At 60.9% G+C, this 22023-nt stretch carries 25 protein-coding genes and 1 pseudogene; 8 read left to right on the top strand and 18 right to left on the bottom strand.

Annotation, left to right across the window (positions count from 1 at the left end; all coding sequences use genetic code 11):
• Positions 1 to 7 precede the first annotated feature (7 nt).
• Entirely contained in the window at positions 8 to 445 is a 438-nt protein-coding gene (locus tag HMPREF3104_RS00700; RefSeq protein WP_141738066.1) for a hypothetical protein, read from the bottom strand.
• 455 nt (positions 446 to 900) lie between these two features.
• On the opposite strand from HMPREF3104_RS00700, the gene HMPREF3104_RS00705 reads away from it, so the two are divergent.
• Positions 901 to 1164: a WhiB family transcriptional regulator gene (locus HMPREF3104_RS00705; protein ID WP_052205219.1), complete on the top strand. Its 264-nt coding sequence runs from the start codon at positions 901 to 903 to the stop codon at positions 1162 to 1164.
• A 102-nt stretch (positions 1165 to 1266) separates the two neighbouring features.
• Positions 1267 to 1341 (top strand): 50S ribosomal protein bL37, encoded by a 75-nt coding sequence (locus HMPREF3104_RS12885; RefSeq protein WP_370513275.1) that lies wholly within the window; start codon positions 1267 to 1269, stop codon positions 1339 to 1341.
• A gap of 199 nt (positions 1342 to 1540) precedes the next feature.
• Here the strand turns inward: HMPREF3104_RS12885 and HMPREF3104_RS11880 are convergent, their stop codons facing one another.
• Entirely contained in the window at positions 1541 to 1831 is a 291-nt protein-coding gene (locus HMPREF3104_RS11880) for a mycothiol system anti-sigma-R factor (RefSeq protein ID WP_083278829.1), read from the bottom strand.
• On the bottom strand, positions 1832 to 2416 hold the full coding sequence (locus tag HMPREF3104_RS00710) for a sigma-70 family RNA polymerase sigma factor (protein ID WP_101734015.1): 585 nt from the start codon (positions 2414 to 2416) through the stop codon (positions 1832 to 1834).
• Positions 2417 to 2486: 70 nt separating this feature from the next.
• Between HMPREF3104_RS00710 and HMPREF3104_RS00715 the strand changes: the two genes are divergently transcribed.
• A complete protein-coding gene (locus HMPREF3104_RS00715) occupies positions 2487 to 2951 on the top strand; it encodes an aminoacyl-tRNA deacylase (RefSeq protein WP_070493450.1) in 465 nt (154 codons plus the stop codon).
• On the opposite strand, the pseudogene HMPREF3104_RS00720 reads toward HMPREF3104_RS00715, so the two are convergent.
• Positions 2924 to 3582: pseudogene (locus HMPREF3104_RS00720) on the bottom strand (SOS response-associated peptidase). The gene HMPREF3104_RS00715 and the pseudogene HMPREF3104_RS00720 overlap by 28 nt on opposite strands.
• Before the next feature lie 12 nt (positions 3583 to 3594).
• Between HMPREF3104_RS00720 and aroA the strand changes: the two are divergent.
• Both aroA and rsgA read left to right on the top strand, forming a co-directional pair.
• Complete coding sequence (aroA, locus tag HMPREF3104_RS00725; protein ID WP_070493448.1) at positions 3595 to 4875, top strand: 3-phosphoshikimate 1-carboxyvinyltransferase; 1281 nt, start codon at positions 3595 to 3597, stop codon at positions 4873 to 4875.
• Positions 4875 to 5897, top strand: a complete 1023-nt coding sequence (rsgA, locus tag HMPREF3104_RS00730; protein ID WP_070493271.1) for a ribosome small subunit-dependent GTPase A — start codon at positions 4875 to 4877, stop codon at positions 5895 to 5897. The genes aroA and rsgA overlap by 1 nt, the downstream gene beginning before the upstream one ends.
• On the opposite strand, the gene HMPREF3104_RS00735 is transcribed toward rsgA, so the two are convergent.
• Complete coding sequence (locus HMPREF3104_RS00735; RefSeq protein ID WP_052205224.1) at positions 5871 to 6365, bottom strand: DUF6912 family protein; 495 nt, start codon at positions 6363 to 6365, stop codon at positions 5871 to 5873. The two genes, rsgA and HMPREF3104_RS00735, sit on opposite strands and share 27 nt — an antisense overlap.
• A 1-nt stretch (position 6366) precedes the next feature.
• Entirely contained in the window at positions 6367 to 6780 is a 414-nt protein-coding gene (locus tag HMPREF3104_RS00740) for an HAD family hydrolase (protein WP_052205225.1), read from the bottom strand.
• Between the two features lie 215 nt (positions 6781 to 6995).
• Here HMPREF3104_RS00740 and HMPREF3104_RS00745 point away from each other — a divergent pair, with 215 nt between their 5' ends.
• Positions 6996 to 7358: a hypothetical protein gene (locus HMPREF3104_RS00745; protein WP_246816276.1), complete on the top strand. Its 363-nt coding sequence runs from the start codon at positions 6996 to 6998 to the stop codon at positions 7356 to 7358.
• On the opposite strand, the gene secA is transcribed toward HMPREF3104_RS00745, so the two are convergent.
• The 8 genes from secA to HMPREF3104_RS00785 form a co-directional block, all read right to left on the bottom strand.
• Positions 7355 to 9898, bottom strand: a complete 2544-nt coding sequence (gene secA / locus HMPREF3104_RS00750; RefSeq protein WP_232305681.1) for a preprotein translocase subunit SecA — start codon at positions 9896 to 9898, stop codon at positions 7355 to 7357. The genes HMPREF3104_RS00745 and secA overlap by 4 nt on opposite strands.
• Before the next feature lie 659 nt (positions 9899 to 10557).
• A complete protein-coding gene (gene hpf / locus HMPREF3104_RS00755) occupies positions 10558 to 11247 on the bottom strand; it encodes a ribosome hibernation-promoting factor, HPF/YfiA family (protein ID WP_052205228.1) in 690 nt (229 codons plus the stop codon).
• Between the two features lie 78 nt (positions 11248 to 11325).
• Positions 11326 to 11964 (bottom strand): ComF family protein, encoded by a 639-nt coding sequence (locus tag HMPREF3104_RS00760; protein ID WP_070493277.1) that lies wholly within the window; start codon positions 11962 to 11964, stop codon positions 11326 to 11328.
• The gene (gene lpqB / locus HMPREF3104_RS00765) at positions 11965 to 13695 is read right to left on the bottom strand and encodes an MtrAB system accessory lipoprotein LpqB (RefSeq protein ID WP_246816277.1); all 1731 of its coding nucleotides are present in this window, start codon (positions 13693 to 13695) and stop codon (positions 11965 to 11967) included.
• On the bottom strand, positions 13688 to 15259 hold the full coding sequence (gene mtrB, locus HMPREF3104_RS00770; protein ID WP_246816288.1) for an MtrAB system histidine kinase MtrB: 1572 nt from the start codon (positions 15257 to 15259) through the stop codon (positions 13688 to 13690). The genes lpqB and mtrB overlap by 8 nt, the downstream gene beginning before the upstream one ends.
• A 22-nt stretch (positions 15260 to 15281) precedes the next feature.
• Complete coding sequence (mtrA, locus tag HMPREF3104_RS00775; RefSeq protein ID WP_070493286.1) at positions 15282 to 15968, bottom strand: MtrAB system response regulator MtrA; 687 nt, start codon at positions 15966 to 15968, stop codon at positions 15282 to 15284.
• A gap of 9 nt (positions 15969 to 15977) precedes the next feature.
• On the bottom strand, positions 15978 to 16583 hold the full coding sequence (locus HMPREF3104_RS00780; RefSeq protein WP_070493289.1) for a dTMP kinase: 606 nt from the start codon (positions 16581 to 16583) through the stop codon (positions 15978 to 15980).
• A 25-nt stretch (positions 16584 to 16608) separates the two neighbouring features.
• Positions 16609 to 16971 carry a DUF4259 domain-containing protein gene (locus tag HMPREF3104_RS00785; RefSeq protein ID WP_070493291.1) on the bottom strand — a complete coding sequence of 121 codons (363 nt, stop codon included), beginning with the start codon at positions 16969 to 16971 and terminating at the stop codon, positions 16609 to 16611.
• A gap of 138 nt (positions 16972 to 17109) precedes the next feature.
• On the opposite strand from HMPREF3104_RS00785, the gene HMPREF3104_RS12545 reads away from it, so the two are divergent.
• On the top strand, positions 17110 to 17985 hold the full coding sequence (locus HMPREF3104_RS12545; RefSeq protein ID WP_141738067.1) for a hypothetical protein: 876 nt from the start codon (positions 17110 to 17112) through the stop codon (positions 17983 to 17985).
• 9 nt (positions 17986 to 17994) lie between these two features.
• On the opposite strand, the gene manA is transcribed toward HMPREF3104_RS12545, so the two are convergent.
• Genes manA through HMPREF3104_RS00805 form a run of 3 tightly spaced genes read right to left on the bottom strand, consistent with a single transcriptional unit; the run spans position 17995 to position 21075 of the window.
• A complete protein-coding gene (manA, locus tag HMPREF3104_RS00795) occupies positions 17995 to 19179 on the bottom strand; it encodes a mannose-6-phosphate isomerase, class I (protein ID WP_070493297.1) in 1185 nt (394 codons plus the stop codon).
• A gap of 46 nt (positions 19180 to 19225) precedes the next feature.
• Entirely contained in the window at positions 19226 to 20581 is a 1356-nt protein-coding gene (locus HMPREF3104_RS00800) for a phosphomannomutase/phosphoglucomutase (protein ID WP_210386472.1), read from the bottom strand.
• A 35-nt stretch (positions 20582 to 20616) separates the two neighbouring features.
• Positions 20617 to 21075: a DUF3499 domain-containing protein gene (locus HMPREF3104_RS00805; RefSeq protein WP_236587426.1), complete on the bottom strand. Its 459-nt coding sequence runs from the start codon at positions 21073 to 21075 to the stop codon at positions 20617 to 20619.
• Between the two features lie 94 nt (positions 21076 to 21169).
• Between HMPREF3104_RS00805 and HMPREF3104_RS00810 the strand changes: the two genes are divergently transcribed.
• Positions 21170 to 21646, top strand: coding sequence for a metallopeptidase family protein (locus tag HMPREF3104_RS00810; protein WP_070493302.1), 477 nt, complete (start codon positions 21170 to 21172; stop codon positions 21644 to 21646).
• A 13-nt stretch (positions 21647 to 21659) separates the two neighbouring features.
• Here HMPREF3104_RS00810 and HMPREF3104_RS00815 read toward each other — a convergent pair whose 3' ends face one another.
• Positions 21660 to 21926, bottom strand: a complete 267-nt coding sequence (locus HMPREF3104_RS00815) for a WhiB family transcriptional regulator (RefSeq protein ID WP_101734012.1) — start codon at positions 21924 to 21926, stop codon at positions 21660 to 21662.
• Positions 21927 to 22023: the final 97 nt, after the last annotated feature.

The raw sequence follows: 22023 nt of genomic DNA on the forward strand, positions 1-22023 counted from the left end.
TTGCTTACTAGTTTGCTTGCCTGCGCTCCGTTTTCCCCGCATACCGCTCCTCCAGCATCTGCCTAGTCGTTGGATGCCACAGGCTTGCCAAGACAAACACCGCGGTAGCTAAGGTGGCCACGGCCATGCCCGGTACGCCCCCGCGGAACATGTAGATGGCCACGCCCACCAGGATGCATTCCACCAGCATCAGCGCGCCCATGGCGCGCGGGGTGCCGCGCAGCGTAGAGATAGCAATCCACGCGATGTAGCCAAACACAATGGCAAGAAACAGTGCAGTGCCAAGGTTGACGTAGTTGGCGGCTGCGGTCTCTGACTCCAGGACGGTCTGGTGGTCATCAAACTGATCAATCAGCAGCGTGATGATGTAGGCAAACACGGCAACACATTGCACAAGTGCTGCTACCGCGCCATAACGCAAAAAGGGAGGAACTGGTCTATTCACAGCCATGCAGTGTATCCCGCCTGTGGCACAACACTGTTGCACACGCTGACCGATTTGACCCGCAACATCGTTATGTGCAGCCCATAACGGCGCCATTTCCCCATGTCACAGAGGTAACGATAATGAGCTAGCTCACAAAATTGGGGGTGGGACCTACACGGAAACAGCGCAGTAAATATGACTTCTGTCACTTTTTCGCATTTACCTCTAGCGAGAATTTGGCAATCGTGTCATTATTCTCAAGTAGCAAAAACAACGGGCTGGTTACACAGCCCTTAACCCTCAGCCACCACAGGGTTAACGCCAGGTTAAGCCGGTAGACGGGTCTCGGATCATCCGAGTAACACCGCCCGGAACCCTGGAATCAAACTTCGTTTGCAACATCCCAAGCAATTGGGGTTGAAGTGGTGCGCACTAAATGAAGTACAACGACGACACGAATTGGAGTTTTCATCATGGATTGGCGCCACGAAGCAATCTGCCGCGACGAGGATCCGGAACTGTTCTTCCCGGTTGGCAACTCTGGCCCGGCATTGGCCCAGATCGCCGAAGCAAAGATGGTCTGCAACCGCTGCCCGGTTACCTCTCAGTGCCTGAAGTGGGCACTTGAGACTGGCCAGGATGCTGGCGTGTGGGGTGGCCTGAGCGAGGAGGAGCGCCGTGCGCTCAAGCGTCGCAACAAGGCTCGTGCCCGCAAGCGCGCAGCCGTAGCTGTCTAAGACACAACCGACCAAGCTCGACGGGGTCAATTTCTTTCCCCTCTATACAAGGCGATACAGTTACACCTGAATTTCCCGTATTGACACATAAGGAGGCCCCACATGAGCAAGCGTGGTCGTAAGCGCAAGGACCGTCGCAAGAAGGGCGCAAACCACGGCAAGCGCCCCAACGCATAAGTTGACGCCTGCGTAGTAACGCAACAACAACACCGCCCCGCTCCCCTGGTTTCAAGGGATGCGGGGCGGTGTTTCATCTCCCCCGGGAACTAAATGCAGCTACCTACATGCAGCTACTTAGCGATTTTTCGCTTGGTAGCCGGGTGTAGGTAGCTGCAAACGCGTTTGGGAGCACGCGGGCTGAGCCCGCCACCCGCTCCTACCGGTAGCGCACCTCGGTCACGCGCACTGTCGTCACAGAGGTAATAGACGTAATAATGCGCTGGCGCAGCGGTTCGGGTGCTTGGGCGTGCCCACAGCATTCCCGAAGCCGCCCGCGTACTGCCTGCTCGGATTCGAGGCGGCTGAAGCACTCAGGGCAGGACTCGATGGTGGCGCGGATTTCGTCGGCGCGGGCACGAGACGTCGAAGGATCGAAAAGCTCACACAGAAGCGATGTCAGCCGTGCGTCGCTGCAATCACCGCAGGTGCAGTTGCTGTCGGTAGCCATTTACTTCTCCTCCAGTCCGATGCCTTGCTCGTGTGCTACATCCTTCAACATCTCACGCAGCTGTTTTCTTCCACGGTGAAGGCGGCTCATCACCGTTCCCAGTGGGATTTCCATCACTTCGGCGATTTCCTTGTACGCCAAACCTTCAACGTCGGCGTAGTACACCACCATCCGGTAGTCCTCGTTCAACGAATTCAAGGCGTCCGAGATCCGGGAGTTCGGCATCATTTTTAGCGCCTCAACCTCGGCGGATTCCAAGCCCGTGGAGTCGTGGGAGGAAGAGGTGTACAGCTGCGAATCCGTGACGTCTTCGGCAGAGGTTTCCAGCGGGCGGCGCTTCATTTTGCGGTAGTTGTTGATGTACGTGTTTGTCATGATGCGGTACAGCCACGCCTTGAGGTTGGTGCCCGGTTTGAAGCTGTCGAAAGCGTTGTAGGCCTTCAGGTAGGTTTCCTGCACTAGGTCTTCGGCGTCTTGGGGGTTGCGCGTCATGCGCAGCGCGCCGCCGTAAAGCTGGTCCAGCAGGGGCATCGCTTCTTCGGTGAAGCGCGCCTTAAGATCAGTCGCAAGCTCGGTTTCGGGCATAGTGGCCATTGTAGGGCCCTTGGCAAACCACGTTTCCACACACGTGCTCACACGGCGTTACGCTTACGCCATGGCTGAGAAAACCCGCGCGCTGACCGCATTGAAAGACACCCCGCATGAGGTGCTCACCTACTCCCCTAGCCAGGATCACTTCGGTGAGCATTCGGTGCATGAGCTCAACTTGGACCCGAAGGCAACGCTTAAAACGCTGGTGATCCACCACGATCGCGACATGGCTATTTGTTGCGTACCGGTCGCGGGTCACCTGTCGCTCAAGGCCGCGGCGAAGGCGCTGGGGTGGAAGCGCGCGGAAATGGCAGATCCGGCTAAGGCGCAGCGCGCCACCGGGTACGTGGTTGGGGGTATCTCACCACTTGGCACGCTGCAGACGCTGCCCACGCTTATAGATGCCTCCGTGGCCAACCTGCCCACCATCACCGTCTCCGCAGGCCAGCGTGGCCTGTCGGCCCAGCTCAGCCCGCAGGATCTGGCCAAGCTGACAAAAGCTCAGTTCGCGGATATCAGCTCCGCGTAGTCGTTTCGCACGTTGCCCACTTCCTGCGCCGCCTCGCTCCACTCAAGGCGATCCGCCACCCGCGAAGGGTGGACCAGCGCCAAGGCTTCTTCGGGACTGCCGGAAACCCAGGTACGGATTTCGTCTTCACGCAGAAACAGCGGCAGCCGGTGGTGCAGCCACGCCATGTTTTCGGTGGCGTCCGTGGTCACCATGGTCACAGACAGTTTGTCAAGGCCGGTTTCCCACAGCGCCGCCGCGTACAGCATGCCCTCGGCCGGGCGCACATAAAACGGTTGTTTCACACCGTCGCGTTGGAGCCATTCGTAGTAGCCGTTAAGGACCATCAGCCCCTGCGGGACTTGAACGCAGAGCGGAAGGAGGGCTTTTCGGCGATGGTTTCGCCGCGCGCGTTGAATAGCGGCGGGCCGGTTTCGTCTTTCTTCCAGGTGGGCAGAAGCCCCCAGCGGGCGGGGTTGAGGTGGGCAGTGGGGCCGTCGATACGCACGAGCGGCACTGGTTGGGTGGGGGCGATGTTGTAGCGCGGCGGCGGGGTGCCATCGGGTGCTTCGACGGCAGTGATGCCGTCTAAGCCCGCCACTTCATCAATGAGGTCCTGGCCGGAGGTGAAAAGCACAAAGCGTCCGCACATGCCTCCATTATGATGATCCGCATGACTAACCTGTGGCCTGCTCCTGTTGCTGCGTCTCCGATCATCCACACTGTGGCCATCCCGGGGTCTAAATCCATGACCAACCGGGCGTACATCCTTGCAAGTCTTGCAGAGGGTGAATCCACCATCAGGGGTGCGTTGCGCTCGCGTGATACGGATTTGATGGAAGGAGCGCTGGCCGCCATGGGGGTGAAGTTCGCGCATGAGGGTGACAGCATCCGCGTGACCCCGGGTGAGCTCAGCGGCGCGGAGGTTGATTGCGGCCTAGCCGGCACGGTCATGCGGTTCGTGCCGCCGGTTGCGGCGTTTGCACAGGGGCCTGTGCTTTTCGACGGCGACGCCTACGCCCGCAAACGCCCCATGACCACGATTCTCGATGCCCTTCGCCAGCTGGGCGTTGCCGTTGCCGGCGAGACCTTGCCGTTTACCGTGCATGGCAGGGGGCATGCAGAAGGTGGCGAGGTAGCCATTGACGCGTCTGGTTCCTCCCAGTTCGTCTCTGGCTTGCTGCTGGCGGCGGCGCGGTTTGATCGCGGCGTGACCGTGGTCAACACTGCGGGCATCTTGCCGTCCATGCCGCATATTGAGATGACGCTTGCCATGTTGAAAGACGCCGGCGTGCACGTGGAGGCCACCGGCCAGCGTTGGCGTGTGGATCCGCAGCCGATTAAGGCAACGCACTTTGCCATTGAGCCGGATTTGTCGAACGCCACGCCGTTCTTGGCTGCCGCAGCGGTCACCGGTGGCCGGGTGCGGGTGCCACACTGGCCGCTGAACACCACCCAGCCGGGCGATGTCATCCGCATGATTTTGGAGCGCATGGGCTGCCACGTGGAGCTGTACGCGGACGGCAAGGACTACACCCTTGAGGTCCAGGGCCCGGAGCCCGGCGGCTTGCGCGGCCTGCGGTTGGACATGAGCGATATTGGTGAGCTCACCCCCACCGTTGCCGCGTTGGCTGCCCTTGCCACCACAGAGACCGAGCTGACCGGCATTGCGCACCTGCGCGGCCATGAGACGGACCGCCTGGCGGCGCTGACGCGTGAGATCAACAACCTGGGCGGCGACTGCGAGGAGTTGCCAGACGGCCTGCGCATCCGGCCTGCCACCCTGCATGGCGGGACCTGGGCGACTTATGACGACCACCGGATGGCCACCGCCGGCGCCATCTTAGGTCTGGTTGTTGAGGGCGTTGAGGTGGAAAACATTGGCACCACTGCGAAAACACTGCCCGGCTTTGAGGTGATGTGGGACGAAATGGTGCGCTCCTAATGGCACGTCGCTTCCACGATTACGACGAATCTGACGTTCGCGTGCGCCGCGGCCGCGGCTCACGCCCCCGCACCAAGGACCGCCCCACGCATGACGACGCCGAGTTTGGCATGGTGGTAACAAAGGACCGCGGCCGCTGGGGTGTGCAGCTAGATAGCGGCACGCTGGTGGCCTGCATGCGCGCTCGTGAGCTGAAGCGCACCTCTATTGAGGTGGGTGATCGCGTGGGCGTGGTGGGCGATACTTCCGGCCAAAAGGACACGCTTGCGCGCATGGTCAAGCGCGAGGAGCGCAGTTCGGTGCTGCGCCGCACGGCGGACGATACGGATCCGTATGAGCGCATCATCGTGGCCAACGCGGAGCTGATGCTGATTGTGGTTGCGGCTGCCGATCCCCCGCCGCGCACCGGGTTTGTGGAGCGCGCACTCGTTGCCGCCTTCGACGGCGGCGTGACCCCGATTGTGTGCATGACCAAGTCCGACATCGCTGATCCCAGCGAGTTCATCCGGGAAATCGAGGACTTAAACGTTGCCGTGTATGAGGTGGGCATTGAAGAGCCCATCGACGCACTTTTGGCGCGCATCACCGGCAAAGTCTCTGCCCTCATTGGGCATTCCGGTGTGGGTAAATCCACCCTGGTCAACCGCATCGTGCCGGATGCGGACCGCGCAACTGGCGAGGTCTCCGGCGTTGGCAAAGGCCGCCACACCTCCACCCAATCCGTGGCGTTTGCGTTGGCCGAAGGCGGATGGATCATTGACACCCCCGGCATCCGCTCCTTCGGACTGGCCCACATTGCGCCGGAGGCCATCATTGACGTCTTCCCCGAGCTTGCAGACGTCGCCGATGCCTGCCCCCGCGGCTGCACCCACCTAGGTCCCCCAACGGACCCGGAGTGCGCGTGGGACACCGTCGAGGCCAACTCCCCGCTTGGCCGCCGCGTGCAGGCAGTTCGCCGCCTGCTCACCGCGCTTTACTCCAACAAAGAGTGGGAGCTAAAACAGCTCGATGAGAACCGGTAGCTCACTCGGGTCATAAAACGCCATGTAATTGTCCTGGGCGTCGCCCACGGCAAGCTCCGCGTCCTCATCCCCAAGATCAGCGGCGTCAATGCACGCGATGGCCTTCTTCGTGGCTTCCTCGGCGTCCTGCACGTCCACGTGGATCGCAGCGACATCCTCCAACGCCACCGGCGCGGACAGCTTGACCACGGACTCACCCATGTCAGGATGCCCGGTCGCCTCCACGTCCGCGGAAATCACCACACGGCGGTGTGGGAAGCGCTCTTCGTCCCCAATGGCGAGCAGGCGTATGGACGCCAACGCTGCGTCATCAAACGCCACCGCCTCAATCTCCTCCATATCCCCGGAGGTGAAGAACTCCTGCAGCTCCTTCGTGGCAGCAAACGCCCAGCCACTTCGCGCGTGGATCAGACCGTTTTCGCTCAGGGAGGCCAACATGCCAAACGTGGCCGGAATGTAGACGCGCACCTTAGAACTCGCCCTCAACGCCAAACAGAGTCTGCACCTCAACAGCCGTGCGCTCAAACGCAGTGTGCAGCAGACCGATCATGCCGTACTCAACAGCGGCGCGGACGATCAGAATGTCATTGTCCACCATCACCGCATCATTGATCACCACATCGAGTGCGTCCACGGCAGCCTGGAAGGCGGCACGCTCCGGCTTTTCCACCCCGATCTCACCGGAGAGAATCACAGCATCAACATCACCGCGGAACTCCCACTCACGGATCTTCTCAGCCATCTCGCTGCCAGCTTCCTCATTGGACAAAATCGCAGTAGGCACGCCCTTTGCGCGCACCGCGGCGATCAGCTCACGCCAACGACGCTGCTCCTCCGCATCCCCGTCAAGCACCCCCGCGTAGTCCAAGATCAACGCCTGCATTCCAACTCACTTTCTTACATCCACGTTTTGCTCGCCCCGCGGTTCCACGCCGCGTGCACACTTTAATGAACACGACACTCTAGATAAAAGCGCGTGCGACTGGGCACAATAGTACCTATCCGGTACACACAACGTTTCACACCGTTTCACCGCAAAAACGAACCACAAAAGGAGCAGCCTGCAACATGTACTTCCCGGCGCCTGGGTACCAGCACATGAAAGTACTCATCCCCCGTGCCGCGCTTCCAGACGTCCCGCGCGCCCCCGGCGCCCTGCGCGGCTCCGGCATGCGAGCCGTGCCCGCCGACCCAATTTCACCGCTGGTACGCCAAGCCCTTGACGCAGCCTTTGGTCATCGCGACCCCGCAACCCTTACCGGCGCCCTATTTGACCTCGGCGTTCGCAGCCATATCCGCGCACGCAGGCGCACCGCACCAAACGTGCACAAGTTCCAGATCATCTCCAGCCACGCGCGTGACAACGGCGAATTCTTCGGCAGCGTCTCCGTCGGCGAGCGCAGATATGCGTATGCCGCCCGCATTCAAGACGGGCGGCTGGTGTCCTTCAAAGTGCTCTAAGCCTCTACCGGGGCCTCTTCCGGCTGCTCAAACTGCTTGCGCATCATAAACAGCTGGCGGACGGTCTCCTCCTGGACGGCCTCGTTCATAGCGTTGAACATGTCGCCACCCTCCTTCTGGTACTCAACCAGCGGGTCACGCTGCGCCATCGCACGCAGGCCAATGCCCTCCTTGAGGTAATCCATCTCGTAGAGGTGCTCACGCCACTTCGTATCAATGATCGGCAGAATCACCATGCGCTCAATGTTGCGCATCTGGGACTCACCACCAATAGCGGAGACGTTTTCCTCCAGCTTGTCGTACTGCGCAAGCGCATCGTCCACAAGCGCCTGGCGCAGCTGCTGGGAAGTGATTTCGCCGGCGCGGCCGTACTCGGTGCCGTCGATAAGCTGCTGTGCCGAAACCGTCGGACCGTACAGGGACTCCAGAGCATGCCACAGCTCATCCAGATCCCAGTCCTCCACATACCCCTCATGGGTAGCACCATCAACGTAAGCGCTGACGGTCTCTTCAATCATGCGACGAACCTGACCCGCGATGTCCTTGGAATCCAAGATCTCCTGACGCTCACGGTAAACAACCTTGCGCTGCTCATTGAGCACCTCGTCATACTTCAAGACGTTCTTACGCATCTCAAAGTTCTGATTCTCCACACGAGACTGCGCACTCTTAATGGCGTTGGAGACCATCTTCGCCTCAATCGGCACATCATCCGGCACATTGAGACGGTTCATCATGTTCTCCATGGTGTTGCCCATGAAGCGAACCATCAGCTCATCACGCATGGACAAGTAGAAACGCGTCTCACCCGGATCCCCCTGACGGCCAGAACGGCCACGCAGCTGGTTATCAATACGACGCGACTCATGGCGCTCCGTGCCAATCACGTACAGGCCGCCGGCCTCACGCACCTCATCACCAAGCTGCTTCGAGCGCTCCTTCGCCGCCGGCAACTGCGCGTTCCACGCCTCTTGGTAGCGCTCCTCATCCTCAAACGGATCAAGACCCTGCGCCTGCAGCTTCGCATCCAGCAGAATTTCCGGGTTGCCGCCAAGCACGATATCCGTACCACGACCAGCCATGTTGGTAGACACAGTCACCTTGCCCGGAAGACCAGCCTCCGCAATAATGCGACCCTCTTCCTCATGGTGCTTCGCGTTGAGCACGTTGTGCTTGATGCCCTTACGCGTCAGCAACTGCGAGAGATACTCAGAGCGCTCCACCGACGTGGTACCAACCAGCACCGGCTGGCCCTTCTCCACATGCTCCGCAATATCCTCAGCCACAGCGGCGAACTTCGCCTCCTGCGTCTTATAAATCAGATCATCACGGTCCACACGCTGGTTCGGCTTGTTCGGCGGAATCGGCACCACATCAATCTTGTAAATCTGGTGCAGCTCCGCAGCCTCAGTCTCTGCAGTACCCGTCATGCCAGCAAGCTTGTTGTACAGACGGAAGTAGTTCTGCAGCGTGACCGTAGCCAGCGTCTGGTTCTCATTTTTGATCTCGACGTTTTCCTTCGCCTCGATCGCCTGGTGCATGCCCTCGTTATAACGACGCCCCGCAAGGACACGGCCCGTAAAGGAGTCCACGATCATGACCTCACCCTGACGGATGATGTAGTCCTTATCGCGCTCAAACAGCTCCTTCGCCTTCAGCGCGTTATTCAGGTAGCTCACCAGCTGCGAATGCTCTGGGGCATACAGGTTATCAATGCCCAGCTGGTCCTCAACGAACTCAACGCCCTCTTCAGACACGCCAATCGTGCGCTTACGCTGATCCACCTCATAGTGGATGCCCTCGCGCATACGTGGGGCAAGCTGCGCAAACACGGTGTAGAACTGGCTTGAACCATCCGCCGGGCCGGAAATGATCAGCGGGGTTCGCGCCTCATCGATCAGGATGGAGTCAACCTCATCCACAATCGCGTAATTGTGGCCACGCTGCACCATCTCAGACACAGAGCGCGTCATATTGTCGCGCAGGTAGTCAAAGCCAAGCTCATTGTTGGTGCCGTACGTAATATCCGCGTCATACGCAGCCTTACGCTCCGGCGGGCGCAGCTCAGACAAAATCACGCCAACGCTCAAGCCCAAGAAGTGGTGCACGCGGCCCATCATCTCCGCGTCACGCTTAGCCAGGTAGTCATTCACCGTGACAATGTGCACGCCCTTGCCCTCAAGACCGTTGAGGTACGCCGGCAGCACGGACGTCAGCGTCTTACCCTCACCGGTCTTCATCTCGGCCACCGAGCCGAAGTGCAGCGCAGCGCCGCCCATGATCTGCACCTTGTAGTGCTTCTGGCCCAGCACGCGCCACGACGCCTCACGCGCCGTCGCAAATGCATCCAGCAGGATGTCGTCCAACGACGCCCCGTCTGCCAGTTGCTGCTTAAACTCGTCAGTCTTGGCCTTCAGCTCCTCATCCGTAAGGGCCGAATACTGCTCATCCAGCTCCATAACCTGGTCAGCGATCTTTGAAAGACGCTTAACGGTGCGCCCTTCACCGGCGCGGAGCAGTTTTGAAAGTCCACCAAACACGTTACGACGAATCCTTTTGTAGGTTTTGGGGGTATACCAACAGAACATTGTACCCACACCGGCGTTGAGATCACTATGTGGCTGGCAGGGTGGCTGGATTGGGTGCGGGTAGAGCTTTTTGGAATTGCGGCAGCATGTTGCCAAACCGGGGATAGTTGCCGCAATTGCTAGGTGATTGCCAGGTTTCGGGTGCGCCGGAGTGCGGCAAGGTGCGACTGTGGCGTGGTTGCAGTGTGGTCGCGGTCCGCGGGGCCTGTGCCACTAGCAGACAAAGATTTTGAACATGTGTTTCCCCAGGTCAGTTGTGTTTACACATCGCGGTTTCTACGTTGTGTGCTAGTGGGCCCGTGTTAGCGGGCCCGACCGGGAGGGGTCCGCAGGGCGAAACGGGGAGTGGCACCGCCCCACTGCTAGACGACTTTGAAAAACCTCCCCCAAAACCCCAGGTCACGTGTGCAGACATTTCGCGAATTTTGCAATGTCGTCTAGCAGCGCACGTCTAGCAGCGCACCGCAATGTCGTCTAGCAGCGCACAGCAGCAGAGGCGCTGCAGGCGCGCGCTGCAACAAGATGCACACAACAGTGCAGGTCACAAACAACAGCAAAAGGCCCGCCCCCGTGCAATACAGGGTGCGGGCCAACAAGAGCCGAAGCGCTACTTACTCAGCGGCCTCAACTTCGCCTTCCGGCGCAAGCGCGATCAGACCGTAGTCGAACGCGTGGCGGCGGTAGACCACAGACGGGCGCTGGGTCTCCTCATCGATGAAGAGGTAGAAGTCGTGGCCAACGAGCTCCATCTCGCTGAGCGCGTCATCCACGCTCATCGGGGTGTTCGGGTGCAGCTTGCTGCGAACAACCTGGCCCGGCTCAAAGTCGTCGAACTGGCCCTCGTACGGGTCAACGTCGTACTTACCCGGCGCTGCTTCACGAGCCTCAGCTGCCTCAGTTGCCAGCTCAGCTGCAACCTGGCCGGTGGACTTCGGTGCGCGGTGGCCGGAGCGGGAAATCTCGCGGCGGACCTTCACCTTGCGCAGGGAACGCTCCAGCTTGTCCACTGCAGCCTCCAACGCAGCGTAGAAGCTGTCTTCCTTGGCCTCAGCGCGGGCGAGGTGGCCCTTGCCGGTTGCGGTGATCTGGATGCTCTCTGCGTGAGCCTCACGGCGCGGGTTGCGCTCGTGCTTGAGCTCCACGTTAAAGAAGGTCAGCGTTGGGTCAAGCTTCTCAATCTTTGCCAGCTTGGAGTTCACACGTTCCTGAAAGTGCTCGGGAACCTCGACGTTTCGGCCGGTGATGGTCACCTGGGCGGCGGGGCTCAGGCCGGCATTGTTGTCGTGTTCAGCAGCAGTCATGTCTGCTTTCCTCCTCAAAAGGTTGTAGGAACGGGGTCACTTCCCATCATACAAGTGGCATTCGTCTCTCAGCCGTTGCTATGCCTCACAGATGGTCAGGCAGGCAGCAACATTGACGCCATGGGCCAGTAGCTTTTCGACGCTCGCCTGCAACGTCGCCCCCGTAGTCACCACATCATCAACCACAATGCATGGTGTAGCGGGGCCAAGAAACGGGGGTAGTGCAGCAAGCCGAACCGCTTTGGCAAGGTTCGCGCGGCGCGCTGTGGCGTCAAGTTCAGACTGGTCGGCCGCATGCGAATCAAGGTGCAACACGGGCGCAACGTTGCGCGAAGTTGCCACGCAGCACGCCTTGACCGGATCCCCACCGCGGGCACGCGCTGAGGACGCACGCGTAGGTGCGGGGACAAGCGCACAGCCGTACGGGATCTCGCCGCGTGCCTCCAGGAAGTCCAATGCGGATTCCACAACGGCTCCGACGTACGTGCGCACTGCGAGGTTGTTGCGCTCCTTCATGGCAATGATGACGCGGCGGTGCGCCCCGTCATACGGCCCCAGTGCAAACACCGGCACGTGCGGCGAGGTTGGCGGAAACACACGCTGAGGCGGCGCGGCCAGATCGCGCTTGCACGTGGGGCACAGCAGATGGCCCGGCGCGCCACAGCCTGCGCAGTGTCGCGGCAAGACAAGCTCTGCAAGCTCAGTGAACAGTGTCATTTAACGTGCCACGATCGGGATGGCGCGCACACCCTGCAGGCCCGGAACTTCGCGCCACAGCGGGTTGTCCTCGCCTGCGTTGGGCAGTTGCAGGATGGCGTTTGCGTCGGTGACGTAGAGCATGTTGGGCGAGGCCGCCACGGCAACCACGGGCGCGGAGATGTTGCCCACGCTCAGTGTGGTGGCGGAGGACCCGTCCTGTTCCACGCGCAGCACCGGCGAGATGGAGCTTGAGGTGCCCACGATCAGTGAGCCGTCTGGCTGCCAGTCCGCAGCAACCACTGACCCGCCGAGTTCAGTGGCGTACTCCATGACGTTGACAATGGCGCGCTCGCCTGGTGATCGCCTGTCCACAATGCCGGTAAACAGCCTGCCGTCTACTACTAAGACGACGCGCGCGCCGGAGCGCGACAGCCGCAGCACGGAGATGTTGCCGGAAATGCCTTCTGGCATCTGGATGGCAATCTGCTCAGTGGTGAACTCATTGGTTGCCGCGGAGCGCACCGTGCGTTGGATGTGCTGGCCGTCTGCCACCGTCCACACCGCATTCGCTTTGGATTCAAACGACGGACGCGTAAACGTCTCCGCCTCCATCAACTCAGTGTCGGCGCCGTCGAAGGAGCCAACACGCAGCTTCGCTGGCTGACCGGAGGCAGCAAACACGGCCGCCCACTTGCCAGCGGCGTTGATGTCTACGCTTTGAACAGTGCCTTCGCTGGATAGGGGGGAATCGATGAGGGAGGTCGACGCGGCGTCGACAAGCGAAATGCTCCCACCGGTCAACGAGTAAAGCCGCGATTCCCCTGCAGCCTGCACCACCGGGCTGAGTTCACTGAAATCATCCGTAGTCAGGTCCGTGGCCCCGCTGATCAACGGAGCACCGTCCGCGGTGATGCGGAAGGGGCCATTGATGCCTGCCGACGCCAACGTCCACACCACACCCGCCGCAAACCGCGCCCGGTCCTGATCATTCACCCCACCGAAACCGGAGAACCCGTACGCGTCGTCCTCCATGCCAAGGTAGGACGCGCCCGTGGGCGAAATAGTGGACACCGCAGGCTCAAGACGTGTGGATGGGCCCTGCATCAACAACGAAATCAACGCACTGGCCAAGGTCTCGCGCCGGGAGAACACCCACCGGCGATCAGTGACAAGTTCGCCACTGCGCTCATCAAAAAAGTACAGGTTAAACGGCTGGTACTGGTTACGCAGCTCGGTGCGCTCCAACACCACACCCGCAGGCAGTGAGGCCACACGCCACTCACCACTGACCTGCTGCAGCTCAATCGTCGCCTCATAGGAGCCGCGCTCCGGGCGATACTTGCCGCCAGCACCAAGCACACCGACCACGTTGCCGTGGACCGAAAAACTCCGACGATTCGGCGTGCTACCAGGCATGGTGGTCACGCCGATACGATCCACCACCAGCGTCTCCTCCGTGGGGTCCCACGCTGCGGACGCCTGCGACGTCATAAACGCACGCGCCGCCTCATAATCCGATGTAGGAATAGCAGACGCCGCGTAGAAGTCACGCAACAGCAAGTCAGGCTCGCGGCCCTCCTCCGGGGCAATCACGGGCGCTGCAGGCGCTTGCGGGTTGAAGGAGCGAAGCACGTGCGGACTTGACGTGGAAGGCAAACTTGCGCAGCTTGTCAGGCTCACCACCAAGGCTGCGGCTGTAAGGAGGGCTGGCAGCGGCTTGTGCAGGCGTTTACTCATGCGTTTACTCATGGTCCTCCACCTCCTCAGGTGCGGGCAGTTCAGCCACCGCACCCGGCGGGTTCAGCTCCACCGGCGCGTGCCGAAAACCTTCGTCCGGATGCCGCGGCAGCACCAGACGGAACTGGGAGCCAACGCCGGAAACGCCTGCGGCGTCGAGGATGCCGTGGTGCAACTGAGCGTCCTCACGCGCAATGGCAAGGCCTAAGCCCGTACCACCAGAGTGGCGCTTGCGGGACTTATCCGCACGCCAGAAGCGGTTAAACACCAACTCCTCCTGGCCAGGCTTCAACCCCACGCCCCTATCAGTCACCGTCACCGCCACGGCCTCATCATTCTGCGCAAGCGCCACGTGCACCGGATTGCCCTCAGAATGATCAATGGCATTAGCAATCAGGTTGCGCACAATACGCTCAATCCGGCGCGGATCACCCTCAATCTGCACCGGCGCATCCGGCAGATCAAAGCTCACCTCCACATCCAGCTCTTCTGCCAAGTGCTGCGTTTGCGCCCACGCCGACTCAATCGGGGCACGAACATCCATCATCGCGCTAGCCAAGTCGGCCACGCCTGCGTCATGGCGCGAAATCTCCAACAAGTCCGTCAACAAGGCCTCAAAACGATCCAACTCACGGATCATCAACTCACTGGCACGACGCTGCGCCGGCTCCAACGCATCCTGATCAGAAGCAATCATGTCCGCAGCCATACGCACCGTGGTCAACGGCGTACGCAGCTCATGCGACACGTCGGATGTGAACTGACGCTGCAGGTCACCGTACTCCTCCAGCTGATTAATCTGCCGGGAAAGCTTGTCCGCCATGTTGTTGAAGGACAAGGCCAACACCGCCATCTCGTCCTCCCCCTCAATCGGCATACGCTCACGCAAATGGCCTGCTGCGAACCGCTCCGCCGTCCTTGACGCCGAACGCACCGGCGCGACAATCTGCTGTGAAGCCAACCACGCAATACCCACCAACAACACAATGACAATCAGCGCGGCAGAGGCGAGCAAACCACGCATCAAGGCAAGCGTGGACGTTTCATTATCAATGTTGGTAACCAAATACAGCTGCAAGTTAGGCACATCCGCATCCGTTGGCGTGCCAATGATCAGCGCGTTGTACTGGCTAGAATCCGCCCGCTCCACCACCGCGAACTGGTACGCCACATTGCCCTGCTTGACGTACTCCACCAGCTGGTCAGGCACCCGGTAGTTCTCTGGCGAAGACGTCACCACCCCCAGCGAGGACTCTACAAGCAGCACCGGCTCATACACGTTGGCTACATCCGTGCTTTGCTGCGTACGCTGCGTCAAACTGGCACGCGCCGTATTCAACCGCGACTGCAACGACGCATTCGCACCGGTTGTTTCCAGTTGCTCCTCCACCAGCACGCGAGCGCGGTCAATCTCCACATCCGCAGCATCAATCTTTGACTGCGCAATGCGCTGGGTCATCACCGTGGCCAAGGTGAACCCCAACACCAGCATCACCACGGTGGACACCAGAAGCACCGTGCCTACAAAGCGCACCTGAAGGGATGTGCGCCACGAATCGGCGACGTTCTCCCCTATCCGGCGCAACGGCCTTGGCGCTTTAGGCACCCTCAGTCTTACCCGTCTTGTAGCCCACGCCACGCACCGTCAAAATGATCTCCGGGTTCTCCGGATCATGCTCAATCTTGGAACGCAGACGCTGCACGTGCACATTCACCAAACGCGTATCAGACGCATTGTGGTAGCCCCACACGTTTTCCAACAGCTCTTCACGCGTATGCACCTGGTTCGGACGACGCGCCATCTCCAGCAGCAGGTCAAACTCCAGCGGCGTGAGGTTAATCTCCTCGCCCCCACGGGTGACCATGTGCTGCGGCACATCAATAGTCAGATCCCCAATGTTCAAGGTCTCACTCGGCTCATCATCCGTCCTGCGCAAACGCGCCCGGATGCGAGCAACCAGCTCTTTCGGCTTAAACGGCTTCGTAATGTAATCATCCGCCCCGGACTCCAAGCCCAATACCACATCAACCGTGTCGGTCTTTGCAGTCAGCATCACAATTGGCACCGCGGATTCCTTGCGGATCTCACGGCAAATATCAATGCCATTTACCCCCGGCAACATCAGATCCAAAAGAATCAGGTCTGGGTTAGTGGAGCGGAACGTGGGAACCGCTGCAGCACCATCGGTTACCGATTCAGTGGCAAAGCCTTCCGCTTCCAACACGATGGTGAGCATCTCATTGATCGCGGGATCATCATCTACAACCAGGATCTTTGGCGGCATGGTGGCTCCTTAACTGCTTGGGCGACAGGCCTCAATAATACTGTTCGCGTCACTGGTAACCAGCCAGGGGCTTGCCCACTCACGCTTCGCCATCTCGGTATACGCCGTATAGGTGGCCACCTGCAGCAACCGGTCACGCTCATAACGATCACGCGTGCGGGAGTCATCTTCCGCCTCCCGCTTCTGGGCGCGCTGACCAGCAAGCTCCGGATCCGTGGGCACTAGCACCTGCAAGTCCGGGCGCGGCAAGCCAAGACGCTCAAACTCCAACGCCTCAACCCAGCCAAGCGCGGTCTCATCACCGGTACGCGCCCAGGTGTACGCCGCGTTGGACGCCGCATACCTATCTAAAAGCAGCACCTTGTCCGGGTTGCCTGCATACTCCTGCAGCATATCCATCGCACCATGCCTGTCTAAGGCAAACATGGCGGCCATGGCGTAGGCGGAGTCCGTCATGTCCCCCATCTTGCCGTGCAGGGCTGCCTGCGCCAGCTGGGCTGCAGCGGAATCTTCATAGCGCGGAAACGCTAGCGTTGCAGCGTCAACTTCCTTCAGTACGGCGCTGACCAAGGTGTTCTTGCCCGCGCCGTCAATACCTTCAACTGCGATGATCATTGAGTATCAGTTACGTGTTTCCCTCTTATGACAGTGCTTCGACGAACTGGTCCACGTCCGCCTCAGTGTCACCATCTTCAGCTGCTGCCTCAAGCAGTGCCGCGGCGGCTTCAGCGATCTGCTCACTGATCTCACCCGGGTTGGAACGGATAAACGGGTACGACTCCGCGATATCGCCCGCGGAAAACGGTGCGCCCGACCAAATGGCAGCAATGGTTGCAGCTGCGCGACCATTGGCAATCTCTTCGTCCGAAGCCCCGGCACCATTTGCCAGCAACACGGCGTCCGAGACAGCCTCAAGAATCTCTTCCGGCTCAAGTTCTACCAGTTCATCGAGAAAATCTGCGTTCGTCTCGTCGGAAAAAATCTCGCGATCCCACGTGCTCATCTGCTTGTCCTTTCTATATGCGGTATCTACGCCACAGCCCTGCGTTCTTCCCGCCACGGTAGTGCATGTTGTCCACTGATTATGTTATAAACAGGTCACACAGTCGCCGTTATCAATTCGTAACCCCAGGGAGTCCCCATGAACCGGAACCAACGCAGCGTGGGTGTGTTCATGGCCGCTGGGCTAGCCGCAGCCCTCATAGTTGGTCTTGCGGTTTGGAGCGCCTCTACCCCGGGACGCCCAGTAACGGCAGGCTACACCGGCGACAAGACTGCTTCGCCGCAGACCGCCGGGACGCTTTTGGGCGGCAGCACGACGTCTTCGGTGGCCACACCACCGCGTATCACCCCGTTCCAGCGCCCGAAGAACCGTGGGAACGCTCAAGCGGGACAGGTGCCAGGATCCCCCAACTGGGGCGGAACCGAAGGCCACTTCGTCCAGGCAGCGCCAGCTCCTCGCGGGTACCGGATGGAAGATGACCCGCTGGCGCCCCCGCACGCCGTGATTGGCACTCGCGCATCCGGGGTGCCCACCGCGCACTACCGCCCCACCAACGTGAACGTGGCCCCGCCAGCGGAGCACAACGATCTCCCTTCGGAGACGTACCTGGCCGCGCCACCAGCACCAGTTGAGCCTGCACCGCCGGCCGAGCCGGCGCCGCAACCCGAACCTGGCGAGCCCGCGGCTCCGCCGAAGCCGGACGCTACTGAGCCTTCAGCACCCAATGGCGCTGTGCCACCGGCTACCGGCGAGCCCACCACCCCTACGGACCCCACCGAGCCCACAGAGCCGAGCGAGCCAACGGAGCCAAGCGAGCCCACTGAGCCAACTGAGCCGACAGGGCCGACTCAACCCACCGACCCAACGGTTCCGACGGACACCCCGGACTCCACCGAAGCTCCTGCTGAGTCGACTACACCCACAACTCCGGAAGCGAGCAAAGCCCCGGAGATCATCACGCCTCACACCGGTACAGAGACGCCTACCAGCGCGGCGGCGGCCAGCGAAAACTAAGCGAGCAACTTAGGCGCGGACGAAGAACACCTCTGCGCCGTCATCGTCCTGCGCAACAACAGACACTGGCGCCTCTGACGCAGGAATCCACGCCCCCTGCCCCGGGCCCACAACGCAGTCCCCGTTGGTGATGTGGCCGGAGGTGATGAGGAGGATCGCTGGGCCGTCGATAAGCAAGCTGAGCTCCTCGCCCTTTGCCAGCGTGTGTTTGCTCACCTCGAACTCGTTGACCGGCAGTTCGTACTCAACTACCCCGTCGGTCTCACGCACAGGCACGCGCAGGTGTCCCGTGGGAGTGAAATCCAACACGCGCACTAGCTCAGGCACATCAACGTGCTTAGAGGTCAACCCGCCGCGCAGCACGTTGTCAGAGTTGGCCATCACCTCCACACCCAGGCCAGAGAGGTAGGCGTGCGGCTGTCCAGCGGCTAGGTACAGCGCCTCACCGGGAGCAAGCGTGGTCAAGTTCAGCATCAGTGCCACCAGCGGGCCTACGTCGCTTGGGTAACGCTTCGCCAGCGCCAGGAACGTTTCGGCGGCGTCCCTGATCCACTCAGGCGCATCCCCGATATGCTCGGCTGCGGCAATGACATCGGCCAGTAGGCTCTTGCGCAGCGGACCAGGCAGGGAAATCAACGTGGTAAACACGGCGCGGACACTTTCTGTGGGTTCCGCATCCACCAGCATGGCGCTGTAGCGATCCAGTCCGCCGCCTGGCCCGCTTAAGGCCTCAAACAGCTCACGGGTCTGGGAGACCGGGCGGAAGCCCGCCAGGGCGCGAAACGGCGTCAACGCAACGATGATCTCCGGCTTCGGGTTGGCATCCTTGTAGTTTCGGCGCGGATCATCCAACGCAAGCCCAAGCGCGTTTTCGCGAGCAAAGCCCGCCGCCGCCTGGTCCCGTGACGGGTGTGCCTGGATGGATAGCGGCTCGCCTGCGGCCAACAGTTTGACCAAAAACGGCAGCTGGCCGTCAAACGCTTTCTCCACGCGCTGCCCCAGCGCCGCCGAAGGGTCCGCACTGATCACCTTGTCCAACGGCTCACCGTTGATTGAAGACGGCGCCGCCGGGTGCGCACCAAACCACAACTCCGCCTCCGGGGTCGGCGCGGGTGAGGTGGTACCCCGCAACTGTGCCAGCAGGGTACGAGAGCCCCACGGGTAGGTGCGTAGCGCAGCCTCAAGGTTGTGCATCGAATACGGCTCCTTCAGATAAAAGACCGACCGACAACGCTACCAGTTAGCCACGAATGACAGCCAAGATCTCCGCAACCAGCGCCTCAACCTCAGCTTCCGTGGGTGCTTCCACGTTCAGGCGAAGCAGCGGTTCCGTGTTAGAGGCGCGCACGTTAAACCACGCACCGGAATCCAGGCTCACGCTCACCCCGTCCAGGTGGTCCACCTCCGTCGTGCGATCCGCAAACGCCTCCACAACGCGCTGAGTAGTGGCCTCTTGGCCGGCCACCTCAGAGTTGATCTCACCGGAGGCGCAGTAGCGCTCAAACTGGGCCATGAGCTGCGAGAGCGGCTTGTCACTTTCCGCAAGTGCTGCCAGCACGTGCAGTGCGGCAACCAGGCCGGAATCCGCGTTAAAGAACTCACGGAAGTAGTAGTGTGCGGAGTGCTCGCCCCCAAACAGCGCCCCGCGAGAAGCCATCTCCGCCTTGATGTAGGAGTGCCCCACTCGGGTGCGCACTGCGGTGCCGCCGGCCTCTTCGATCATCTCGGGCACAGCGCGCGAGGTGATCAGGTTGTGAATAATGGTCGCCCCCGGGTGCTTGGCCAGGGTCCTAGTGGCAATCAGCGCCGTAATCGCAGACGGTGAGACCGGCTCGCCGCGCTCATCTACCACGAAGCAGCGGTCAGCATCCCCGTCAAAGGCAAGACCAATGTCTGCCCCCTGCTCTACGGTGAACTTCTGCAAATCCACCAGGTTCTTTGGGTCCAAGGGGTTGGCCTCATGGTTGGGGAAGGTCCCGTCCAGCTCAAAGTAGAGCGGGCGAATATCCATATCCCCCAGCACCGCCGGCACGGTCAGCCCAGCCATGCCGTTTGCCGCATCCACAGCCACAGTCAGGTTGCCACTCACCGGAACCAAGTCCCGCAGGAACTCGGCATAAGCATCCAGGACATCTTGCTTATCGACGCCCCCGCGTGCCCCCTCATACGCCCCCACCCCATCAACCAGCATCTGGGTGATCTGGCCAAGGCCCGTGTCCGTGGACACCGGGGTTGCGCCTGTACGGCACAGTTTGATGCCGTTGTAGCGTGCCGGGTTGTGGGAGGCGGTAAACATCGCGCCTGCGCAGCCGAGCGTGCCGGCGGCAAAGTACAGCTCATCCGTAGACGTCAGCCCAAGCAGGGTCACGTCCAACCCCTGGGCGTTGACACCTTGGGCAAAGGCCTCGGCAAGCTCAGGTGAAGAAGGCCGCATGTCATAGCCCACCGCCACACGGGTCTCCCCCTCGCCGCGCAGGATGTGTGCGAAGGCGGCGCCGATGTTGCGCACCAGATCTGCGTCGATAGTCTCGCCGACCACGCCGCGGATGTCATAGGCCTTGATTACTTGCGCGAGTTGCTCGCTGGAATACACCATGCGAGAAGTCTAAACCCTCAGTCTTTGAGAGATTTTTAGGGATCAGGCACCACACGCAGGTGGGAACGGCGCGCCTCACGCTCAGCTGCCGCCTGTTCCTCGATCCGCTTTGTGCGGTGCACCGGGTGGTTCGACGTCTCCGGGTCATTGAAGTCACGTGAGGCCGGGTACTCAATCGGGTCCTGGGAGGTGTCCACCAGACCGGTGGTCACGCGGCCGGCCTCACGCACCGCCTCGGCAAGTGCGGTGAGGTCCGCCTCATCCATGTTGTCGAGCTCTTCATCCGTAATGTCAATCTGCTCAACGCGCACCATCTCCCACCCCACTGGGGCGGTGATGTGGGCGGAGTGGCGCTCACACAGGTCCCATGCGTGCGGATCCGGCACCGGCGCTAGTGGCCCGATGACTGCAGTGGATTCCGCGTAGGCGTAGACGAGAGTGGCCACGGCTGGGCGGCCGCAGCCCGGACGGCAGCAACGACGGAAAGTACTCACGGGGGCCAAGTCTAAACCCCTACTTGAGTAATCGGTAGCATGCGCGCGGCGCGCCACCCGTCTTTCACCGCGAAGGCCCATACGATAAGTGTCCATGACCACCCGTAACAGCCCTTCCCACCTGCGCCCAGGCCGCGACCGGCATGGCCGTGGCGTGCGCGGGCCGGTGCTGCCGGTGGGTGTGCCGCGCTACCGTAGCCGATCGCAGGCATTTGATCAGCTGGTGCTGGAAATGTACGCGCCGCTGCACAATGCCTACTTTGATCAGCTCAGCGGGGTTGATCTTGCGGTGGACACCATCCCGCGCATGCGGCTGCGCGCCGATATGACGGTACTGCCGGATGAGATTGTGGCCGATGGGCCTGTTCCTTTAGGGCGCGTCCTTGAAGCCGGCGTGGACCGCGACGGGAACCCAACACGGGCACGTTTTGTCATTTTCCGCCGTCCTATTGAGCAGCGCACAACCGGCGCCGAGGAACGTTCAGAGTTAATTACGTGGGTGCTCACCGCACTGGTGGCGTACTACCTCAACTTGGATCCACGCGACGTGGACCCAGATTTCCCTTGGTAAAAAGCCGAGTAAATTAGCCGATCTGCTTCTTCAGGCGGCGGCGCTCACGGTCGGACAGGCCGCCCCAAATACCAAAGCGCTCATCATGCTCGAGTGCGTACTCCAGGCACTCATCACGCACTGCACAGGCCTTACAAATACGCTTCGCCTCGCGGGTCGATCCACCTTTTTCAGGAAAGAACGCTTCCGGATCGGTCTGTGCGCAGAGCGCTTGGTCCTGCCATTCTTGCTCGACGGTGCCAAACAACTCATCCAGAGTCATGCCTCCGACATCTGCCATATCGTCCACGCCCTCCCTTCTTTTCCGTCTATCGCGGGGAAGTGGATTACACGAATGCGATTCAACACCGCTGCACTAAATAGCCGCAACCTCGCTC

Source organism: Corynebacterium sp. HMSC30G07, from assembly GCF_001806945.1.
GTDB lineage: Bacteria > Actinomycetota > Actinomycetes > Mycobacteriales > Mycobacteriaceae > Corynebacterium > Corynebacterium riegelii.

Excerpts from the sequence above, each read along its gene's own strand:
- HMPREF3104_RS00705 (WP_052205219.1), top strand. The coding sequence starts at position 901 with ATGGATTGGCGCCACGAAGCAATCTGCCGCGACGAGGATCCGGAACTG.
- HMPREF3104_RS11880 (WP_083278829.1), bottom strand. The coding sequence starts at position 1,831 with ATGGCTACCGACAGCAACTGCACCTGCGGTGATTGCAGCGACGCACGG.
- HMPREF3104_RS00710 (WP_101734015.1), bottom strand. The coding sequence starts at position 2,416 with ATGCCCGAAACCGAGCTTGCGACTGATCTTAAGGCGCGCTTCACCGAA.
- HMPREF3104_RS00715 (WP_070493450.1), top strand. The coding sequence starts at position 2,487 with ATGGCTGAGAAAACCCGCGCGCTGACCGCATTGAAAGACACCCCGCAT.
- aroA (WP_070493448.1), top strand. The coding sequence starts at position 3,595 with ATGATCCGCATGACTAACCTGTGGCCTGCTCCTGTTGCTGCGTCTCCG.
- rsgA (WP_070493271.1), top strand. The coding sequence starts at position 4,875 with ATGGCACGTCGCTTCCACGATTACGACGAATCTGACGTTCGCGTGCGC.
- HMPREF3104_RS00740 (WP_052205225.1), bottom strand. The coding sequence starts at position 6,780 with ATGCAGGCGTTGATCTTGGACTACGCGGGGGTGCTTGACGGGGATGCG.
- HMPREF3104_RS00745 (WP_246816276.1), top strand. The coding sequence starts at position 6,996 with ATGAAAGTACTCATCCCCCGTGCCGCGCTTCCAGACGTCCCGCGCGCC.
- hpf (WP_052205228.1), bottom strand. The coding sequence starts at position 11,247 with ATGACTGCTGCTGAACACGACAACAATGCCGGCCTGAGCCCCGCCGCC.
- HMPREF3104_RS00760 (WP_070493277.1), bottom strand. The coding sequence starts at position 11,964 with ATGACACTGTTCACTGAGCTTGCAGAGCTTGTCTTGCCGCGACACTGC.
- lpqB (WP_246816277.1), bottom strand. The coding sequence starts at position 13,695 with ATGAGTAAACGCATGAGTAAACGCCTGCACAAGCCGCTGCCAGCCCTC.
- mtrA (WP_070493286.1), bottom strand. The coding sequence starts at position 15,968 with ATGCCGCCAAAGATCCTGGTTGTAGATGATGATCCCGCGATCAATGAG.
- HMPREF3104_RS00780 (WP_070493289.1), bottom strand. The coding sequence starts at position 16,583 with ATGATCATCGCAGTTGAAGGTATTGACGGCGCGGGCAAGAACACCTTG.
- HMPREF3104_RS00785 (WP_070493291.1), bottom strand. The coding sequence starts at position 16,971 with ATGAGCACGTGGGATCGCGAGATTTTTTCCGACGAGACGAACGCAGAT.
- HMPREF3104_RS12545 (WP_141738067.1), top strand. The coding sequence starts at position 17,110 with ATGAACCGGAACCAACGCAGCGTGGGTGTGTTCATGGCCGCTGGGCTA.
- manA (WP_070493297.1), bottom strand. The coding sequence starts at position 19,179 with ATGCACAACCTTGAGGCTGCGCTACGCACCTACCCGTGGGGCTCTCGT.
- HMPREF3104_RS00800 (WP_210386472.1), bottom strand. The coding sequence starts at position 20,581 with ATGGTGTATTCCAGCGAGCAACTCGCGCAAGTAATCAAGGCCTATGAC.
- HMPREF3104_RS00810 (WP_070493302.1), top strand. The coding sequence starts at position 21,170 with ATGACCACCCGTAACAGCCCTTCCCACCTGCGCCCAGGCCGCGACCGG.
- HMPREF3104_RS00815 (WP_101734012.1), bottom strand. The coding sequence starts at position 21,926 with ATGGCAGATGTCGGAGGCATGACTCTGGATGAGTTGTTTGGCACCGTC.